Annotated in this window: 19 protein-coding genes; 17 read left to right on the top strand and 2 right to left on the bottom strand. The window is 38.2% G+C overall.

The annotated features are described in order from the left end of the window. The first annotated feature begins 29 nt into the window (after window positions 1-29). The 11 genes from J7E66_RS23785 (at window position 30) to J7E66_RS23735 (ending at window position 13840) form a co-directional block, all read left to right on the top strand. A complete protein-coding gene (locus J7E66_RS23785; protein ID WP_215004398.1) occupies window positions 30-2273 on the top strand; it encodes an AAA domain-containing protein in 2244 nt (747 codons plus the stop codon). 160 nt (window positions 2274-2433) lie between these two features. Then, window positions 2434-3231, top strand: coding sequence for a hypothetical protein (locus tag J7E66_RS23780; protein ID WP_215004396.1), 798 nt, complete (start codon window positions 2434-2436; stop codon window positions 3229-3231). 26 nt (window positions 3232-3257) lie between these two features. Continuing rightward, window positions 3258-4106 (top strand): DUF3307 domain-containing protein, encoded by an 849-nt coding sequence (locus tag J7E66_RS23775; RefSeq protein WP_215004394.1) that lies wholly within the window; start codon window positions 3258-3260, stop codon window positions 4104-4106. A 191-nt stretch (window positions 4107-4297) separates the two neighbouring features. Continuing rightward, window positions 4298-4903, top strand: coding sequence for an alpha/beta hydrolase (locus tag J7E66_RS23770; protein ID WP_215004392.1), 606 nt, complete (start codon window positions 4298-4300; stop codon window positions 4901-4903). 347 nt (window positions 4904-5250) lie between these two features. Then, window positions 5251-6363 carry a glutamate 5-kinase gene (gene proB, locus J7E66_RS23765; protein WP_215004390.1) on the top strand — a complete coding sequence of 371 codons (1113 nt, stop codon included), beginning with the start codon at window positions 5251-5253 and terminating at the stop codon, window positions 6361-6363. 6 nt (window positions 6364-6369) lie between these two features. Then, on the top strand, window positions 6370-7611 hold the full coding sequence (locus tag J7E66_RS23760; RefSeq protein WP_215004387.1) for a glutamate-5-semialdehyde dehydrogenase: 1242 nt from the start codon (window positions 6370-6372) through the stop codon (window positions 7609-7611). A gap of 161 nt (window positions 7612-7772) precedes the next feature. After that, window positions 7773-10079 carry an ATP-dependent DNA helicase gene (locus J7E66_RS23755; RefSeq protein WP_215004385.1) on the top strand — a complete coding sequence of 769 codons (2307 nt, stop codon included), beginning with the start codon at window positions 7773-7775 and terminating at the stop codon, window positions 10077-10079. A 173-nt stretch (window positions 10080-10252) separates the two neighbouring features. Next, entirely contained in the window at window positions 10253-10504 is a 252-nt protein-coding gene (locus J7E66_RS23750) for a FeoA family protein (RefSeq protein WP_215004383.1), read from the top strand. Beyond that, the gene (locus J7E66_RS23745; protein ID WP_215004381.1) at window positions 10497-11216 is read left to right on the top strand and encodes a FeoB small GTPase domain-containing protein; all 720 of its coding nucleotides are present in this window, start codon (window positions 10497-10499) and stop codon (window positions 11214-11216) included. Before J7E66_RS23750 ends, J7E66_RS23745 begins: the two co-directional genes overlap by 8 nt. Further along, window positions 11191-12564, top strand: coding sequence for a nucleoside recognition domain-containing protein (locus J7E66_RS23740; RefSeq protein WP_215004379.1), 1374 nt, complete (start codon window positions 11191-11193; stop codon window positions 12562-12564). The genes J7E66_RS23745 and J7E66_RS23740 overlap by 26 nt, the downstream gene beginning before the upstream one ends. Before the next feature lie 364 nt (window positions 12565-12928). Next, window positions 12929-13840, top strand: coding sequence for an LCP family protein (locus J7E66_RS23735; RefSeq protein ID WP_215004376.1), 912 nt, complete (start codon window positions 12929-12931; stop codon window positions 13838-13840). Between the two features lie 118 nt (window positions 13841-13958). On the opposite strand, the gene J7E66_RS23730 is transcribed toward J7E66_RS23735, so the two are convergent. Next, complete coding sequence (locus J7E66_RS23730; RefSeq protein ID WP_215004374.1) at window positions 13959-14258, bottom strand: hypothetical protein; 300 nt, start codon at window positions 14256-14258, stop codon at window positions 13959-13961. Window positions 14259-14406: 148 nt separating this feature from the next. On the opposite strand from J7E66_RS23730, the gene J7E66_RS23725 reads away from it, so the two are divergent. The 6 genes from J7E66_RS23725 (at window position 14407) to J7E66_RS23700 (ending at window position 17975) form a co-directional block, all read left to right on the top strand. Then, complete coding sequence (locus J7E66_RS23725) at window positions 14407-14688, top strand: DUF1292 domain-containing protein (protein ID WP_215004372.1); 282 nt, start codon at window positions 14407-14409, stop codon at window positions 14686-14688. A gap of 135 nt (window positions 14689-14823) precedes the next feature. Beyond that, the gene (locus tag J7E66_RS23720) at window positions 14824-15072 is read left to right on the top strand and encodes a hypothetical protein (RefSeq protein ID WP_214732686.1); all 249 of its coding nucleotides are present in this window, start codon (window positions 14824-14826) and stop codon (window positions 15070-15072) included. 22 nt (window positions 15073-15094) lie between these two features. Next, window positions 15095-15880: an alpha/beta fold hydrolase gene (locus J7E66_RS23715; RefSeq protein ID WP_215004370.1), complete on the top strand. Its 786-nt coding sequence runs from the start codon at window positions 15095-15097 to the stop codon at window positions 15878-15880. Between the two features lie 181 nt (window positions 15881-16061). Further along, the gene (locus tag J7E66_RS23710) at window positions 16062-16715 is read left to right on the top strand and encodes an alpha/beta hydrolase (protein ID WP_251033107.1); all 654 of its coding nucleotides are present in this window, start codon (window positions 16062-16064) and stop codon (window positions 16713-16715) included. A 24-nt stretch (window positions 16716-16739) separates the two neighbouring features. Further along, window positions 16740-17177: a DoxX family protein gene (locus tag J7E66_RS23705; RefSeq protein WP_215004366.1), complete on the top strand. Its 438-nt coding sequence runs from the start codon at window positions 16740-16742 to the stop codon at window positions 17175-17177. A 15-nt stretch (window positions 17178-17192) separates the two neighbouring features. After that, window positions 17193-17975, top strand: a complete 783-nt coding sequence (locus J7E66_RS23700; RefSeq protein ID WP_215004364.1) for a dioxygenase family protein — start codon at window positions 17193-17195, stop codon at window positions 17973-17975. 77 nt (window positions 17976-18052) lie between these two features. Here the strand turns inward: J7E66_RS23700 and J7E66_RS23695 are convergent, their stop codons facing one another. After that, a complete protein-coding gene (locus tag J7E66_RS23695; protein ID WP_215004362.1) occupies window positions 18053-18415 on the bottom strand; it encodes a hypothetical protein in 363 nt (120 codons plus the stop codon). Window positions 18416-19331: the final 916 nt, after the last annotated feature.

Genomic DNA, 19331 nt, shown 5'->3' with positions numbered 1-19331 from the left:
GGAATATGCATATAGAAGGGATTATTTTTATGAAAGTGATAAATTTTATTAAAGAGTGGCAGCAGGCACTTCAAAATGAAATATTCCATTTAAAAAAATTTGGCAGTAATAAATTTCAAGTTTCAAATGGCAGGTTGCTTTCAACGGAAGGTTCCTATACATACTACTTTGATACCGCTATTTCTATCCGTATACCGATTGGGTCTCAGGTTCGACTTGAATGGGGAAGTATGAAACTGAGTGGACGAGTCCTTTCTTCAGAAGGTAAAGGCGTGATGCTCTCCCTGGAGCAATCTTTCGGAGATTTAATCCATGAAGCGCAGCTTTTTCACGATCCTTGGGAGCTCCTAGAACAGCTCATTGAACGTCTCGATGAGATGAAAAAAAATAAGCAAAAACGAATCAGAGTGAAACGGTTGATGGACCCTTCGATGCCTGCTAAGCATCCGATGGAAAAAAGTAAAAGCAATGTTCATGAGTTAGTTTTACGTTCCAAATACAACCCCGTTACCTTCGTTTGGGGCCCACCTGGAACAGGTAAAACCTACACCTTGGCTCGTGTAGCTGCTAATAAGTATTTTCAGGAAAAAAAAGTGTTGATTTTATCACACAGTAACCAAGCAGTTGATGTTCTAATTAGTGAGATTTCGAACTTTATTAATAAAAAGGGACGTTTCCAAGAAGGGGATGTGCTCCGCTATGGTTTCAATACAGGAGAGCAACTCGCCAATCATGAAGCGGTTACAACAAGTCAACTCCTTTTGAAAGAGGATCCTCAGCTTGCGGAAGATAAAGAAACTTTAATAGAGGAAAGACGGAAATTAAAACAGGATATCGCCCGTTCTTTTAGCAAAAGAGACACAAATCAATTGCTAGAGCTTGAGACCAAGATTGCCAGGGTCCTCGAAAAGATTCGCCATAAGGAACTTGAATTTATCAAGGATGCGTTTATTGTCGGGACAACATTGGCTAAGGCAGCGGGTGATGCAGCCATCTATGAAAAAGAATTTGAGATTGTAATCCTTGATGAGGCAAGCATGGCTTATGTTCCTCAGGCGGCATTCGCTGCTTCACTCGGAAAGCGTGTCATTATTTGTGGCGATTTTAAACAATTACCCCCAATTGCCTCCTCTCGAGATCCGTTAGTCACGATGTGGCTAAAAGAGGACATCTTCCATCGGGCAGGCGTTGTCGATTGGGTAAAGGATGGGATGCTTCATTCGCACTTATTTTTATTAAAAGAGCAACGGAGAATGCACCCGGATATTTCTGCGTTTACGAATCAGACCATTTATCATTCGCTTGTGGGGGATCATGAAAGTGTTCTAAAAAGTAGAACAAGAATCGTCGACCTTGCGCCTTTTCCAGGAATGGCAGCGGTACTTCTTGATACAAGTCATCTTGGGGCACATTGCATGACAGAAAAGGGGTCAAATTCACGGTTGAATTTGTGGCAGGTATTATTGTCTTTTCAATTAATCCATGAATCCTACCAGGCTGGGTCAAGATCGATTGGATATGTCACACCATACCGCGCTCAAGCCAATTTAATGGAGCTGATTCTAACAGATTTATATGAACAAGAACTCTTAGCGGCCGATATTATTGCTGCGACCGTACACAGATTCCAAGGCAGTGAGCGTGATGTCATGGTTTTTGACACCGTTGACAGTGAGCCACAAACACGGGCTGGGATGCTTCTAACTGGCAAGGATAGTGAAAGGTTGATCAATGTTGCGATCACAAGAACGAAGGGAAAGTTCATTCATGTCAGCAATCAATCCTTTATCCGGAAGCATGTCTATAATCGTAAAACAATACGTCAGCTTGTAGAACATCAAGAAAGAAATCAGCAAACTATCGGGACAAAAGATATTGGAAAATGGATAAAGGATCAGCACCCCAGATTGCAATGGATCCATGCACTTAAGTTAGAGAAAGTATTCAGAGACATTGATTCTGCTAGATCATCGATCATTATTTCTTTACCAGAACAAACATTTCTTTCCGCACAATGGAAGGATAAGCTGAAAAATAGGAGCGATTCTGTAAAATTAACTGTCTATTCAGGAGAGCCTTGGACGGAGTTGCAACCAAATCAATTGCTGAACGAAAGCCAGTCGTTTCCATTTATCATGATTGATGAGCAGCTTTTGTGGTTAGGTTTACCGGTGGAGGCGGCAAAAGGAGTACAACCGCCTTATATTGCAGCCAGACTCAATTCAGAGAAGGTATGTGAGTATTTTATGGGACAGTTTCAGGCTCGGGAGTAGTTGTATTATAAGTTTGAGTGGAGGGGTGTCCCTCCACTGTTAAATAACCAGAATGATAATTTCACTAAATGAACTAATTTGTCTATAGTTTGACATAATAACCTAATTTAATTAAAATTAGATTATATAATCTAATTAATTTGGTTAAAGGGGATAAAAAATGAATTATCCTATATCTATTTTTATTCTGGATGTTAGTAATTCCTCATCAGAAAAAATGGGGGAGGAACTCACTGTATATTTGGATGAGTTAGTCGACAGGATCACTTGTTGGACAAAGAATATTGGTCCTACCAAAATAAAGCATCGTGCTGGAGATGAAATTATTTTTGTTGGACCTGGTTATTCAACCGCTTATACGATTGCATTTTTTGTAAGCAGGGTATGGAGATACAAGGATCATATGCCTTATTTTGGCTTGGCTTTTGGTGATATTGAAAAAGAGTTAAAGGAAGTGGATCTTGAAAAATGGATCCATCCATTAGTCAAACAGGCAAGATATGCAAATGATTTAATAAAACAAGAAAAGCACAGAACGCTATTTAAGTTTGAACTGGACCAGTTTTACCCAAGTGATATGAATTACTCGTTACCCTATCACCAGTTCAGAAATGAATTTGAGAAACTGATGAATACGTTATTAAATTTGCAGCTCAAATTTATTAGGAGTCAAACGGAAATTCAGGAGCTCGTATGTTCGCTCTACCTTATTTTAAATCAGCAAAAGGCGATTGGTAAGCTTCTAGGGAGAACGGCTCCTACAATATCGAGCCATTTTAAAAAGGGAAATAGTGAAGAAATCCTAGATACTTTTTCAAAAATTATTAGTATACTGCATTCATTACAGGAAAAGGCCTACCCTGAATGTACAAACAATCCACAACAGATAAATGAAAAATTAACCAAAAGCATCCGGAATGATTTGAAGGGAAGAATAAATACACTCATTGATTCTTAGATTCCAGCATAGAGAGAGGAGAAAACATGTTATTTTTCTGTCTAGTTATTGCACACTTAATTGCTGATTTTTATTTACAAACAGATGACATGGTCATTGAAAAACGAAAGAATTTACGAAAGCATATCGTTCACCATTTTTTCATGACTGCACTTGTCCTTATCAGTTTCTGGATTTTCCAGTTCAATGTTGAGAATGTCCTTAAAAACCTATTAATCCCCTTGATTGTTATCGTGCTGACGCATCTTTTGGTGGATTTATTAAAGATTAAACTGCTTGAAAATATAAAAATGAATAACGAAGAAAACATGAAGCGGTTAGGTTTCTTCGTTCTAGATCAGTTACTGCATCTAGGAGTAATTATTTTAGCATGTGAGTTGTGTTTTGATTTTAAAATTGAACGTTTTTTTCAGAAGCAATCTAACCTGAATTTTATTGATTCTGTGCTATTTATAGTCATCATTGTTATCTTAGCAACAAGTGTAAGCGGGCATATGATCAAAATTCTCCTAGGAAACTTACCCAGCCAGCTTTTAACCTTTGAGGGGAAATATACATTTAAAAATGAACGAAATGAAGCAGAGATTGTACATAAGGGTAAAAACGGATTAACTGAGGTATACAATTATACTATTTTTAGTAAGCATGAACTTTCGCGAGGCAAATTAATCGGCTATATTGAGAGATTACTAGTGTTATTGCTAACGTTTTATAGTGCCTATCCAGCAATAGGATTTATTGTCACTGCCAAATCGATTGCCCGGTTTAAACAAATGGATGACAGGGACTGGGCAGAATATTTTCTGCTGGGAACACTTTCCTCGATGTTTCTAGGAATCACACTTGGCATTTTGTTAAAAGAAGTACTTACGTAAGCATCGAGTGGGTGCTTTTTTATTATTTATCCGGATTCAAAAAAATTGACGGAAAAATCATTTAGCATTACTATTATCTCGTATTCGAGATATTTTAAAAAGGACGAACATTTTAGGACGATTAGGAAATGACCAAGTTTCTCACAATAACTGTAAGGAAACTTTTTAATTGAGGAAGGGGACGGACGACGATGAAACATATTTTTCAAAAAGGGAAAGACGCAAGCAAACCAACTTTTTTATTGCTGCATGGGACAGGCGGAACAGAATTAGATTTGATTCCTTTAGCAGGGAAAATCGATGAGGAGGCATCTTTTCTAAGTGTGCGTGGAAATGTCCTTGAAAATGGGATGCCGCGTTTTTTCCGAAGATTAGCGGAGGGTATTTTTGATGAAGAGGACCTTATTTTTCGCACAAAAGAATTATATGAATTTCTAGAAGATGCAGCTAAAAAATATGATTTTGATCGAAACAATGTCATTGCGATTGGGTATTCAAATGGTGCAAATATTGCTGCCAGTTTGTTGTTCCAGTATCAAGATGCCTTAAAAGGAGCAATTCTCCATCATCCAATGGTTCCTTTAAGAGGGATTTCTTTGCCTGATTTATCAGGAACATCCGTATTTATTGGTGCTGGAACAAATGATCCTATTTGTTCACCATTGGAATCAGGTGAACTCGAAAAGATGTTGGAGCAGGCTCAGGCAAAGGTCCACCTTCATTGGGAGCATAATGGACATCAATTAACCTTTGATGAAGTTGAGGCAGCAGCGCAATGGTATAAAAAACTCATATAAAAGAGCTAATCTATTTAGCTTTTTTTTCAATAATTTAAAATATTCTATTGACTTTTATCCAATTTCTAAGGATAATCAAAGAAATATAAATCGAAAACAGTTTGGGATTAGTAAATCTTTGGAACGTGATAGAGAGTGAAACCCGTTGGCTGAAAGGTTTCTCGCGGAAAAAAGTCTGAACCTGCCCTCACACGCTGCTTATGCAAACATAAGCCGTCACCCTCGTTACGGGATTAAGTGGGTGCATGGCATCAATAAAGGTGGTACCGCGGAAACGACTTTCCGTCCTTTTTTTTAGGACAGAAGAGTCGTTTTTTTATTTTATAAAAAGAAAGGTTCGGAATGCTATGAAAAAACAGCTGGTGGTTGTAAAGATTGGGAGCAGCTCACTCACAAATGCCTCAGGAACAATTTCTGAAGAGAAAATACGAGACCATGTAGAGGCACTTGCCTTTTTGAAAGAGCAAGGCCATGAAGTTCTCCTTATTTCATCCGGAGCAGTTGCAGCAGGATTTGGCTCACTTGGATATCCATCTCGTCCAAAGACAGTTGCTGGGAAACAAGCGGCCGCAGCTGTGGGACAAGGGTTGTTGATGCAGAATTATATACAATTATTTAAAGAGTTTGCGATAGTGCCAGCCCAGATCCTATTAACTCGTGAAGATTTTTACAGCCAGGTTCGGTTTCATAACCTCTTTAATACCATTCATGAGTTACTTCAAAAAGGTGTATTACCGATCATTAATGAAAATGATTCGGTTGCGATTGAGGAATTGACTTTCGGTGACAATGATATGCTCTCAGCGCTCGTTAGTGGGTTTTTACATGCGAATGCATTGATTATTTTAACAGATGTGAATGGTTTATATGATGGCAATCCAAAATCATCGAAAGAGGCAAAAAAATATCATTTTATCCCTGAAATATCTGAAAAACTCCTCGGTGTTGCCGGAGAAAGCGGTTCTTCTGTTGGAACTGGTGGAATGAAATCAAAATTACTAGCTTCAAAAAAAGCTCTTTCCCTTGGTGTCAGTGTTTTCGTCGGCACTGGTGCTGGAAAGGAAAAACTGGCTGATATTTTAACTGGTAAGGGAGATGGAACGTATATAGGCGGACCATTCCAAACGCAAATGCAAATGAGAAAGCAATGGATTGCTTACCACTCTCAGGTCGGTGGTGTGATCGAAATTGATGATGGCGCGGAAAAGGCCGTTGTGTTCCAGGGCAAAAGTTTACTTCCTGTGGGTGTCACGAATGTCATTGGTGAGTTTAACGCCTTAGATGTGGTCGTTGTCCAGAATCAAAAAGGCAAAATTGTCGGGAAAGGCCAAATTTATTATTCTTCTAAGAATTTACTAAAAGTAAAAGGCTTGCCCAGTGAACAATCGAAGGATTATTCCATTAATAAAAAAGCAGAAGTCATTCATCGTGACAATTGGGTCACAATACCAAAGGAGTGAAACGGAATGAGTGAGTTGTTAGAAAAAGCCAGTAAATTAAAGAAAGCTGCTAAACAATTGGGAATGCTGTCAGCGGAAGAAAAAAACAATGCGTTATTGAAGATGGCTGACCATTTATTAACTGAAAAAGAATGGTTAATTACTGAAAATTCCAAGGATATTGAAGCGGGAAAAGAAAATGGATTTTCCGCTTCGCTGTTGGATCGACTGATGTTAACAGAAGAAAGAATCGAGCAGATCGTGGATGGAGTTCGCCAGTTAATTGATTTGAAGGATCCAATTGGTGAAATAATCGAAGCATGGGACCGTCCGAATGGTTTACAAATAGAGATGATCCGTGTCCCGCTCGGGGTGGTTGGAATGGTGTATGAAGCACGACCCAATGTTACCGTTGATGCGGGAAGTCTTTGCTTAAAAGCTGGAAATGCAGTTCTTTTAAGAGGGAGCTCTTCCGCCATTCATTCCAATAAGGCACTTGTCCATCTAATGCGCAAGGCACTTGCAGAAACGGCTATACCTGTCGATGCCGTTCAACTATTGGAGGACACGAGCCGTGAAACAGCTTCAGAAATGTTTAAACTGAATCAATACCTAGATGTTCTCATACCACGCGGCGGAGCTGGGTTAATTCAATCAGTGATCCAAAATGCTACGGTTCCAGTTTTGGAGACGGGTGTAGGCAACTGTCATGTTTTCATTGATGAAACAGCAAATGAAACGATGGCAATAGATATCGCAATTAATGCAAAATTGCACCGTCCATCGGTTTGTAATGCAGCCGAAACTGTAATCATTCACAAAAATTGGCCTTTTGGATCTGAATTATTAAGTTCGCTTCATGACCATGGGGTGGACTTGCGTGGAGATGAAGAATTAGCTTCTGCCTATTCATTTGTAAAACAAGCAACAGAAGAAGATTGGTACTCAGAATTTTCAGCACCAATTTTGGCGGTAAAACTGGTAAGTGATGTGAAGGAAGCAATTGACCATATTGATCAATATGGAACAAAACATTCTGAGGCAATTATTAGTGAAAATTCTGAAAATGTTGGTTTGTTTTTTCAGGCAGTGGATGCAGCGGTGTTATACCATAATGCATCGACTCGGTTCACCGATGGTGAGCAGTTTGGCTATGGGGCAGAAATAGGAATCAGCACACAAAAACTTCATGCTCGTGGACCAATGGGGCTACGTGCACTCACAACGACAAAAGCGATTGTCCGTGGTACTGGACAAATTCGGTCATAATCTTTTCAAGAAAAAACAAGTAAGAAGGCTGGTTAGTCCTTACTTGTTTTTTATTTGACTTGTCTTTCGTTCGATGCTGTCAGATGGTTATGAAAATATGGTATACTTTGAGTAGCAAACATATATTCTCATGATTGATTTTCTAGTGAGTTGGTGGGCCAATGTCAGAGGCTATTCATATATCGGTAAGAACGCTCGTTGAACATGTTTTCAAGAGCGGCAGTATTGATTCACGTTTCCGCACTCAATCGACGCTTCTGGATGGGACAAGGATTCATCAAAAGATTCAAAAAACGTATCAAGAAGATGACCAAAACGAAGTGTATCTCCGTGCAGAAGTCCCATTTGAAGCGCTTTCCTTCATTATTGATGGCAGGTGTGATGGGTTATTGTTTCGTGAGGATGGAGTGATCATCGACGAAATCAAATCATTCTCACAGATGTCAGAGCAGATACAACAAGGAGGATACCCTGTTCACTGGGCACAAGCAAAGCTCTATGCCTATATGCATGCCAAGGATAATGATTTACAGGAAATCTTTGTCCAACTTACCTATGTCCACGTTGAAACAGAAGTGAAAACATATTTTAAAAAGAAGTGTCAGATTTCAGAACTAGAAGCATTTGTTGGTCAGGTAATAGAAGACTATGCACCATACGCTAAGCTGCTGCATGAGCATCGGGAAAAACGAAATGGAAGCTGTAAAGAGCTAGCCTTTCCATTTGATTCCTATCGCGAGGGACAGCGGAAATTAGCTGGAGTGGTTTATAAGACGATTTTAGATGAAAAAAATCTGTTCGCTAAAGCCCCAACAGGAATCGGCAAGACGATATCGACACTCTTTCCTTCAGTAAAGGCAATCGGGGAGGGGCTTCTGAATCGAGTTTTCTACCTTACGGCTAAAACGATTACCCGTACAACTGCCGAAGATGCGTTTAAAAAAATGAGCTCTTCAGGTCTTTGTATGAACACGCTGACCATTACGGCTAAAGACAAGGTTTGTTTTAAAGAGGAAACTGTTTGCCAAAAGGATTATTGTGAATTTGCAAATGGCTATTATGATCGGATTAATGACGCGTTTCATGATATTCTAACAAATGAAACCGGCATGACCCGTGAAGTAATTGAAATATATGCAAGGAAACATACGGTCTGTCCATTTGAATTTTCGATTGACCTTGCCTATACAGTGGACTGTATCATCTGTGACTACAATTATATTTTCGACCCGCGGGTATCGCTAAAACGTCTGTTTGAAGAGCAAAAAAAACATACCGTACTCCTAGTCGATGAGGCACATAATCTAGTGGACCGGGGGCGTGAGATGTTTTCAGCAACCTTAAACAAAGAATTATTTCTCCAATTGAAAAAGGATTTTAAGGGTGTCAATAAAGCAATATATGAGTCTGCAACCAAGCTAAATGCTTGGTTTATTTCCCTCAAAAAAGAAAATCTAGATAAATTTGAATTCACCATTGATCATTTGGATGAAGAATTAATTGAACAACTGATTCATTTTGTAGAAAGCGCAGAACAGGTTCTTCAAACAGAAACGTCCGAAACTCTTTTGGAAGCATACTTTGTGGTAAATAATTTTTTAAAAATTACCGAGTTGCTCGATGAACATTATGTCGTTTATGCCGAAAAAATTAAAAACGATTTACTCGTGAAGCTTTTTTGCATTGATCCTTCAAAGCTTCTTAAACAAATGGGGAAGGGCTATCGGTCAAAACTATTCTTTTCGGCCACATTGTCTCCTTTATCCTATTATCAAGATATCCTTGGTGGGAAGGAAGATGATTATGCAATATCCATCCCTTCACCATTTTCAAGCAATCAAGTCGACGTCTTTATCAATCCATTATCTACTCGTTACCGAGACCGGGAACAGACAAAGCGTTCAATTGTATCTGCAATCCAAGCCTTGATTAAAAACCGGCCAGGGAATTACTTTATCTTTTTCCCATCCTATCAGTATTTACTTACTGTTTATGACCAGTTCAAGCAACAAGACCAAGTAACCAATACGATCATCCAAGCATCAGGGATGACCGAAACTGAAAGGGAAGCTTTCTTGGCGGCATTTAAACCCAATCAAATAGAAACATTACTGGGCTTCGCTGTCCTCGGCGGTATTTTTTCTGAGGGTGTCGATTTAATTGGTGATCGTTTAAATGGAGTTGTCGTTGTAGGTGTAGGATTGCCGCAACTTTGTTTTGAGCGGAACCTCATTAAGGATCATTTTATTAAGAAAAACAAAAACGGTTATGACTATGCCTATGTTTATCCTGGGATGAATAAAGTGCTACAAGCAGGGGGAAGGTTGATTCGCTCGGAGGAGGACCACGGAACCATCGTATTGATTGATGACCGATTCCTGGAGCGGCAGTATCAAATGCTCATGCCGCTGGAATGGCAGCAGTATACAATTGGTTCTCCACAAACACCTCTATTAAAAGGCAAATAAACCCTTATGGAAAATATCCATAAGGGCTTTTTTAGTTAAATTTTTGATAATATCCTAGTTTCCAACACGCAGATAATATTTATTTTTGCAAAATAGGTGACAATTTTGGAAATTATACATATAATTAATAAAAAGTTGCACAAGGTAAAAACTTTGAAGGCGGGGAAAGAGAGATGGATAACCCTAAAATCATCAAACTTGTAAATGGTCAAAAAGGAAATTTAATAAAAATAACTGATATACATCTAGAGGGTGTCATGAGAAGAAGATTATTAGATTTAGGATTTGTGAATGGAGCGATCGTAGAGGTTATCCGGAAAAGTCCGTTGGGAGATCCAATTGCTTTTCGTGTCAGTCAAACAACCATCGCACTACGAAGAGAGGAAAGCTCAAAAATAGAGGGGGAGTTGGTATCTAATGGGTAAAGAATATCGAATTGCCTTAGCTGGAAATCCGAATACGGGGAAAAGTACCTTGTTCAATGCCTTAACCGGCCTCAGACAACATACAGGGAATTGGGCAGGAAAAACCGTTTCACTTGCACACGGGACTGTTCAGCATAAAGATAAAACGTTTAATCTTATTGACCTTCCTGGCACCTACTCACTTTTCTCGAATTCAACGGATGAAGAAGTAGCTCGAAATTATATCGTTTTTGAAAAACCAGATGTGACGGTTGTGGTATTAGATGCGACTTCATTAGAGCGGAATTTTAATCTTGCTTTGCAGGTATTAGAGATGACTACAAATGTTGTCATTTGTATCAATTTAATTGATGTTGCGGAAGAACAAGGAATTCAAATTAATGAACGATTGCTGACCAATCGGTTGGGAGTTCCTGTTATCAAGATTTCTGCCAGGAACAAAAAGGGATTTCCTATGCTCTTAGATACCATTGATCGAATTGTGACAGGGGCGATTGAATGCAACCCAGTTCAAGTGTCTTATCCTGCTGAGATCGAAGCCAAGATTAAAAAAATTGAACCTAAAGTACGTGAATTTATTGGCGATCAATTATCCGCTCGTTGGGTTTCTTTGAGATTGCTAGATGGAGACGAAACATTACTGAATGAAATTAGCAATCGATTGGTCGCAGGAGGTGGTTTAGAGAATGAGTATTCAAAAGCTTTATGCTGAAGCTCAGGAGCTGTCGACACCAAAGCTAAGAGATGACATTGTTCAAAACCTCTACGATCGCAGTCATAAATTATGTCATGAAGGAATTACCTATACACAATCAAAAAGGGATACTCGAACCGAAAAGCTGGACGCGATTTTTACTTCACCTATTTTTGGTTTTCCCATCATGATTACTATGTTAGGAGTACTATTTTATTTAACAATTGCAGGAGCAAATATCCCATCCTCCATGTTAGCTGAGTTTTTTGGTTTCTTAGAAGGGTATATTACATCATTTTTTACCTTCCTCCATGCACCAGATTGGTTGCACGGTGTCCTTGTTCTCGGTTTATACCGAGGAACAACATGGGTGATTAGCGTTATGCTTCCGCCGATGGCGATCTTTTTTCCAACATTTTCATTATTGGAAAATTATGGTTATCTTCCTAGGGTAGCATTTAACATGGATCGGCTGTTTAAAAGGGTAGGTGCCCATGGGAAGCAATCATTAACAATGGCGATGGGATTTGGCTGTAATGCGGCAGCGGTTATTTCAACCAGGATTATTGAATCTCCAAGAGAGCGGATGCTGGCCATCCTTACAAACAACTTTGTTCCATGTAACGGCAGGTGGGGAACTTTAATTGTTTTAGCTTCGTTATTCATGGCTGCCAATTTTACAGGTGGGGCAGCATCACTTGTTACCACAGGGGTCGTTGTCGGTATTGTTTTATTTGGTATAGTGGTTACCTTTTTTGTTTCTTGGGTACTGTCTAAAACGGCCCTTAAAGGAGTACCAACTCACTACACGTTAGAACTACCGCCTTATCGTAAACCGAAGATATTTGATACCGTGATTCGCTCATCTTTAACAAAGTCCTGGTCTGTGTTAGTTCGCGCCGTTAAAGTTGCTGCTCCAGCAGCGATTTTAACTTGGGTGTTTGCGAATATTTACATTGGTGATACCAGTATTTTGATGTATGCTGTTGAGTTTTTGGACCCATTTGGAAAAATGCTTGGCCTTGACGGATACATCATGATGGCGTTTATTTTAGGGTTACCAGCAAACGAAATTGTTCTTCCAATCCTATTGATGGGTTATTTATCAACAGGATCTTTAACCGAAGTTGATAGCATGGTAGATTTAAAGAAAATCTTTCTTGATCATGGCTGGACGTGGCTCACAGCATTGAATATGATGTTATTTTCTCTCCTTCATTATCCTTGCGGCACGACTTTGCTTAATATTTATAAAGAAACGAAGAGTAAAAAATGGACTTTTCTTGCCTTCCTTATTCCGACCGTTATTGCCATCCTTGTTCCACTCATAATTACACAAACGGTTAGATATTTTGGCTGGATTTAAAATTGAATGAGAACCACCAGACCCATCTATTGATGGGTCTTTAATTTGGCGTTTTATTGTACAATTCCAGTTTGTTTGAAATCCACCTTTACCTTTACATGCACTTTTGCAGTGGGATAGAAGGTATTCCATTGTATTTCATTAAATCCTCGATAAGTACAGATATGATGCTTTTTAAGTCCTCTAATAAAAATTATGTTTAGCATGGGAAATTTTATGCAAATTATCCATGAACAATAAGGTAATGCAAGGAAAGATAAACAAAAGGAGGAATAACAAAAGTAAAAATTGAGAAATTAAGTATATGCAATGATTATCTTTGAGCGAATATTATTGAAAGTTGGTGAAAAGCTTGAGAATATTCATGATAATTTTACTTTCTATATTTTTAGGAGGCTGTTCAGCTGGAAATTTAAGTGATCAAAATCAAGTTCAACCCTCTTCACCATCCCAAAATGAAGACAGTACTAATCATAAAGATAAAAAAGGAATGATGAATTTTCTTTTAATAGGGAGTGATTCGAGAGGCGAACCTCAATCTTTCTCTGATGCCATCATAATAGCCCAATATGTTCCTAAAGAAGGTAATATTAAGTTAATTAGTTTGATGAGAGACAGCTACGTTAAAATTCCCGGGCATCGAAAAGGTTACGACAAGCTCAACATGGCCTATTTTATCGGCGGAAATGAATTATTAAAAAAGACTATTTATCAAAATTTCGGAATTAAAGTGGACCACTCCGTTTCCATTGATTTTGAAGGGTTTGCGAACTTCATTGACCTGATTGCTCCAGAAGGTATAACTGTGAATGTTAGTCAGAAGATGATTGACGATTTCAAAATGGACGTAAAGCCTGGAGAAAATGCGCTGAAAGGAAGAGAATTGTTAAAATATGTCCGGTTTAGACATGATGACGAGAGTGATTTTGGCCGAGTGAAACGACAACAGGAAGTCATTGTCAAGGTAAAGGAACAATTAAAAAATAAGTTTAGTCATATTGAGTCGTTAGCAGCTCTTCCAGATTTTGTGGAGGAGAGTTTAAATCATGTAGAGTCAGATATGGACAAAGGAGAGATATTATCAGTTTTATCTAAACTGGTCTTTTATCCAATCAAAAATATCGATAGGTTACGGATCCCAATCCAAAATAGCTATGTAAATAAAACCTATCCTCATTCTGGAGCTGTTCTTGAAATAAACATGGAGGCAAATAGAGAGGCTTTAAAAGATTTCTTACTGAAGCCTTCACCAGTTAACAGAGAGTATCATTATTAATGACAAAAAGCAGACATAAGCCCCGAGAGTATGTCTGCTTTTTTTTCTATATCAGCCGTGAAAATCTGCACAAAAACCTTTGCAATCTACACAAAACCACCCAAAACTCACACAAATCTTATTTTCTAAGTTTGTTTATCTCCTCCGTAACAATAAAAGCCAGATCATCGTTGCCAAACAACGCTAATACACCGAGCAACGTCTGGTCACCTACTTCTCCCGCTTCTTCTTTCGAAACGGTTAGCTCAATGGCTTCTTTTAAGGCAGGATTGGAGGACTGATTCGGATAGGCTTTCAAATATAACTCTTCCGGATCCAGATCATGATTCACGCACCATTGAGCAAATACAAGAATCATCATTTTCTCTTCACCGCGATAGTTTTCGATAATCTTTTCTTCTAACTGTTTTTGATTCATATAAAAACTCCTTAAAATGCATTATGAACTAATTATATAAGATTTTTGTCGAATAAACAGTGGTAATACATTTTTTCGAATTAAACCTCTTCTTTATAGGGGATACTATGATAGGAATATACTTTTTATATGAAAGGGGAACGTATAGATGAGTAAAGTTGAAGTAGGCGAAATTTTTACTATCAGTGATGAGAATGATGAGGAACAAGAAGTTGAAGTGCTAGGGGTAATGAATATAGAAGGAAATGACTATGTTGCAGTTGGATTTGCCGAAGATGTTAGACAAGAATCTGATGAAGATATTGATATTTTTTTTCTAAAGGTAGATGCAGATGGTGATTTTTCCGCCATTGAAAGTGATGAAGAGTTCGACAAAGTTTCAACTGCGTTTGATGAAATGATGGACGAGGAAGAAGGAATCGAAGAGTAATATACTTGGGGTCAAGTGGAGGGATTAATGAATCTCTCTTTTTATTTTCAATGACTTGAAATTAGGAAAATTATGTATGTATAGGAACTTCCATGGCATACTACTTATGATGAATACCTATAAAGGAGCAATGTAATGTTAATAGAAGAAGGCATGAAATATCAAATTTCTCAAGGTATTAAAGGTTTTTTCAATTCCGCTGAATCATTGACGGTCAAAAGTTATAACGGAGTCACCGTCCAATTCACTCTGGCTGATAGCAAAGGTCATGGCTCCATGCCAATAGAACACTTAAGTTATTTATTGAAAAAATCAAACTTAACGCAAATTCCAAATAAAAGAATCTTATTACATTCGGATAATTCTGAAGAGCAAATTAGCTAAAAAACTCTGGAGTGGAAACAATATGGAACTTAAGAAACTTACTTTTAATGATTCATCGATCGCATACATAGATAAAGGTGAAGGGAAACCAATTGTTCTTTTGCATGGTTTTTGTGGAGGCTCCGGATATTGGGAACATGTCATCCCTGAGCTGTCAATAGACTATCGGGTGATTGCCCCTGATCTCCCTGGACATGGACAGTCTAGTCCTCTAAAAGGTAAGAGCACGATTGAAAATATTGCGGATCACATGAAAAACCTTTTGGATCAATTAAACCTATCGGAAGTAACGATGTTTGGTCACTCATTAGGCGGCTATATCACCCTTGCCTTCGCAGAAAAGTATGGCGGTCAATTAAACGGGTATTCGCTTATACATTCAACGGCCTTTCCAGATTCGGAAGATGCGAAAAAAGGCAGGCAAACCAATATTGAAAAAGTCAACCAGTCGGGAATCTATTCGCTAATCGACGGTTTGGTACCAAAACTATTCTCGCCGGAAAATAAAGATGAGAATTATGTCGGAACAGCAATGGAGATAGGCTATTCTACTTCAGCAGAAGGCGCTATAGATGCACTACATGCGATGAAGGACCGGCCAGACCGCAATCGTGTTTTAGAAACTTCTAAAGTGCCGGTCCTTCTAATCGCGGGAGAACAAGATCAAATTATCCCTTCAGAAAAGACATTTTCGGTTAGCAAAGCCAATATTAAACATTCATTAATAAAAGATTCGGGACATATGAGTATGTATGAAAATCCTTTGGATCTTATTTCAGAGATTCAGGGATATTTATCGACTATCTAAGTCGTATTAGAGGAACCAATCCGGTTCCTTATTTTATTTATGTTTACCAATAAAAAACATAATTCTATATTGGAGAAAAAATAATTGACAATCTGGTTAATTACTTGTTATCCTATAAATAACAAAAGTTCATATTTAAAAACAATAAATGTTTTAATAAACATACTCGTGATAAGAAGGGATGAGGAAATTGAATTCACCGATGATTTATGAACTTCGTCGACCAACACAAACGGAACCAGGTAAAACATATCCTGCATTATTTCTAATGCACGGAATCGGCAGTAATGAGCAGAATATGCTGTCTTTAATTAATGGACTAGAAGATCGCTTTTACATTTTCAGTGTTCGCGGGCATCTTCCACAACCACCAGGATTTGCGTATTTTACGATTCAAGGATATGGAAAACCACATCGAGAAGTGTTCGATGACGGAATCAGTAAACTTACTACCTTTATTGATTATGCATGCAGCGAATACCCTATCGAAGAGAGTAAATTGTTCTTACTTGGTTTCAGTCAGGGAGCGATCCTATCGATGACCCTTGGATTAACACTAGGAAATCGAATTAAGGGCATTGTTGCTTTAAGTGGCTACATTCCTGCTTTTGTAAAAGAAGAATACAACATAAAGCCAGTCGATAAACTATCGTTATTTATTTCCCATGGCGAAATGGATCAGGTCCTTCCATTCGAATGGGGTTTGGCAAATAATGAGTATTTTCATGAGTTGGGGGCAGATGTCACCTTTAAAACTTATCAAGAAGGACATTCAGTTTCATTGGAAAATCATAAGGATTTTATGAACTGGTTATTGGAAAAAGTAGAATCATAAAAAACAACTAAGGGGAAATGAAAAATGTTAAATAAATTTGAAGCTAGTACATTAATTTTAAGAGTTATGTTAGGAATTACGTTCTTTGTTCATGGGTTAGTTAAATTCCAAGGTGGAATTGAAAATATCGTTGGCTGGTTTGACAGTATCGGGTTACCAGGAGCCTTAGCATATGTTGTTGCTTCAGTAGAAATGATCGGTGGGGCTGCATTAATTTTAGGTTTAGGCAGTAGAATCGTTTCAGCTTTATTGGCATTGTTAATGATTGGTGCAACAATCAAAGTGAAACTAGCTATAGGCTTTTTAGGGAATGGACAAATGGCTGGTTATGAATTAGATTTAGCTTTATTGGCAATGGCTGTGTTTATTGCGATTAATGGAAGTAAAATGTTTGCGTTGGATCAACTTATTTTCAAAAGTCAAAAGGAAACTACATCTATTTCGAAAAGTTATAATAACTAAATAGGGGGAAGCAATATGTTGCCATCTTTTTTTATTGCTCATGGAGCACCGCTATTAGCGATTGAGAATAATGAATATACGCAGTTTTTAAGTCATCTTGGGCAAACACTGCCCAACCCAAAGGCGATAATCTTGTTTTCGGCCCATTGGGAATCATCTATGCAAAAAGTAAGTCAAGTAGATACGTATGACACCATTTATGATTTCGGTGGATTCGACCCGGAATTATACCGGATCAAATATCCAGCTCAGGGTAATCAGCAGATTTCTCAAGAAATTAAAGATTTGTTTACAGAAAACGGTGTACCATTCGAAGTTGAAACGAAACGCGGACTTGACCATGGAGCATGGGTGGTTCTTCGTCTACTTTATCCAAATGCCGATATTCCGGTCATCTCAATGTCTGTTAATCCGAATCTTAAACCAGAAGAACAATATAAAATCGGGAAGAGTTTGTCTGCATTAAGAGCCAATGATATTTTAATTATTGCGAGTGGAGGAACCGTGCATAATCTCAGAGCAGTGAAATGGGCAGAAAACGAAGTCGATCAATGGGCACTTGAATTTGATGATTGGTTGGCAACTCATCTGAATAATTGGGATTTGGATTCCTTATTTAAGTTTGATTCACTTGCTCCAAATGCTGAATATGCAGTACCTCGCTTTGGCAATGAACACTTCATTCCGATTTTCTATGCGATGGGAGCGGCCGACGATAGTCAAAAAGCTACTTTGCTGCATCGCAGTTTTCGATATGGAAACCTCAGTCATAGTGTTTGGCAGTTTGGGGATAAATAGGGGAAATAGCTCCTCCCTAAATTGATCGAATGTAAAACTAATAAATTCCCAACCTAATTGGTTAGGAATTTTTTTTATTATTCCATATCGGGTGCAGGTCCAACGTAATAACCATTTACAAAAGCATGTCTTTCTATAATTCCTTCTTTATTTGTAAAAAGTACTCCAACCGCGGTAACGCCCTCAAATTGATATACTTCGATAGAATTTGCACCATTCCATTTATATCCGTCCTTTTGAAGATCTTTTTTCGCTTCCTTGAACACGTCACTGCTAATTAAATTTGCAACAATCTTATTTCTTTCTGCACCCTGAAGTGGTAAAAGATTATGACAGGTGCAATCATCATCTGGACCTGCAGCTTTTGCCGTATTCCCAGTAGTCACAAACAACGATAATGCAATAATGACTCCACATAAAACGGTTAGCAATTTCTTCATATCTATTTCCTCCTTTATTTATCCTCCCTAACTTGATTCTCTCTTTTTCGACAATCTCCTTCAAAAAGTTTGGAAAAATCTCCGACAAATACCAATATTTATTACAATTTCGTGTCAAAATGGGTGTCAGGCACCTAGTTGTTGATTATCCTTAACATGAATGTAGATTATGTGGACCAGATTTATTTTGGAAAAAATGTAGAAATTAAAACATGTATGAAAAGAATAGTAAATTCGAGTTTAGAACTGTACGAATAGATTCCCAGGAAATTCGGTTATGTGCAAAGGGAACTGCAAACTATGTGAATTTTAATTTACAGACCCAGAAATCCGAAAAGATCACAGTTCAGATCAAACAGGAATTAGAAAGCATTTATACGTATAGAGAAGAGTTGGAATTAGAATAGTAAAAAACTCATCATTTGGTTGTGAATGCAATAGATGAAGAAGGGGGAGGTAACAATCGAGGGTATAGGGGTTATTGGAGACCAAAACTATGAAAAAAGTGAAGGTAGTAGCCAATAGGGCTTATTGGCGACCGAAACTGTGAAAAAAGTGAAGAAAAAGTAGCCAATAGGGCTTATTGGCGACCGAAACTGTGAAAAAAGTGAAGAAAAAGTAGCCAATAGGGCTTATTGGCGACCGAAACTGTGAAAAAAAGTGAAGAAAAAGTAGCCAATAGGGCTTATTGGAGACCGAAACTGTGAAAAAAGTGAAGGAATAGTAGCCAATAGGGCTTATTGGCGACCGAAACTGTGAAAAAAGTGAAGAAAAAGTAGCCAATAGGGCTTATTGGCGACCGAAACTGTGAAAAAAGTGAAGAAAAAGTAGCCAATAGGGCTTATTGGCGACCGAAACTGTGAAAAAAAGTGAAGAAAAAGTAGCCAATAGGGCTTATTGGCGACCGAAACTGTGA

The organism is Bacillus sp. ISL-7 (assembly GCF_018613065.1).
Note: the sequence above shows the minus strand (reverse complement) of the source record. Positions and strands in the feature narration are given on the sequence as shown.

Coding starts and splice junctions, on each gene's coding strand:
- J7E66_RS23785 (WP_215004398.1), top strand. CDS start 30: ATGAAAGTGATAAATTTTATTAAAGAGTGGCAGCAGGCACTTCAAAAT.
- J7E66_RS23780 (WP_215004396.1), top strand. CDS start 2,434: ATGAATTATCCTATATCTATTTTTATTCTGGATGTTAGTAATTCCTCA.
- J7E66_RS23775 (WP_215004394.1), top strand. CDS start 3,258: ATGTTATTTTTCTGTCTAGTTATTGCACACTTAATTGCTGATTTTTAT.
- J7E66_RS23770 (WP_215004392.1), top strand. CDS start 4,298: ATGAAACATATTTTTCAAAAAGGGAAAGACGCAAGCAAACCAACTTTT.
- proB (WP_215004390.1), top strand. CDS start 5,251: ATGAAAAAACAGCTGGTGGTTGTAAAGATTGGGAGCAGCTCACTCACA.
- J7E66_RS23760 (WP_215004387.1), top strand. CDS start 6,370: ATGAGTGAGTTGTTAGAAAAAGCCAGTAAATTAAAGAAAGCTGCTAAA.
- J7E66_RS23755 (WP_215004385.1), top strand. CDS start 7,773: ATGTCAGAGGCTATTCATATATCGGTAAGAACGCTCGTTGAACATGTT.
- J7E66_RS23750 (WP_215004383.1), top strand. CDS start 10,253: ATGGATAACCCTAAAATCATCAAACTTGTAAATGGTCAAAAAGGAAAT.
- J7E66_RS23745 (WP_215004381.1), top strand. CDS start 10,497: ATGGGTAAAGAATATCGAATTGCCTTAGCTGGAAATCCGAATACGGGG.
- J7E66_RS23740 (WP_215004379.1), top strand. CDS start 11,191: ATGAGTATTCAAAAGCTTTATGCTGAAGCTCAGGAGCTGTCGACACCA.
- J7E66_RS23735 (WP_215004376.1), top strand. CDS start 12,929: ATGATAATTTTACTTTCTATATTTTTAGGAGGCTGTTCAGCTGGAAAT.
- J7E66_RS23730 (WP_215004374.1), bottom strand. CDS start 14,258: ATGAATCAAAAACAGTTAGAAGAAAAGATTATCGAAAACTATCGCGGT.
- J7E66_RS23725 (WP_215004372.1), top strand. CDS start 14,407: ATGAGTAAAGTTGAAGTAGGCGAAATTTTTACTATCAGTGATGAGAAT.
- J7E66_RS23720 (WP_214732686.1), top strand. CDS start 14,824: ATGTTAATAGAAGAAGGCATGAAATATCAAATTTCTCAAGGTATTAAA.
- J7E66_RS23715 (WP_215004370.1), top strand. CDS start 15,095: ATGGAACTTAAGAAACTTACTTTTAATGATTCATCGATCGCATACATA.
- J7E66_RS23710 (WP_251033107.1), top strand. CDS start 16,062: ATGAGGAAATTGAATTCACCGATGATTTATGAACTTCGTCGACCAACA.
- J7E66_RS23705 (WP_215004366.1), top strand. CDS start 16,740: ATGTTAAATAAATTTGAAGCTAGTACATTAATTTTAAGAGTTATGTTA.
- J7E66_RS23700 (WP_215004364.1), top strand. CDS start 17,193: ATGTTGCCATCTTTTTTTATTGCTCATGGAGCACCGCTATTAGCGATT.
- J7E66_RS23695 (WP_215004362.1), bottom strand. CDS start 18,415: ATGAAGAAATTGCTAACCGTTTTATGTGGAGTCATTATTGCATTATCG.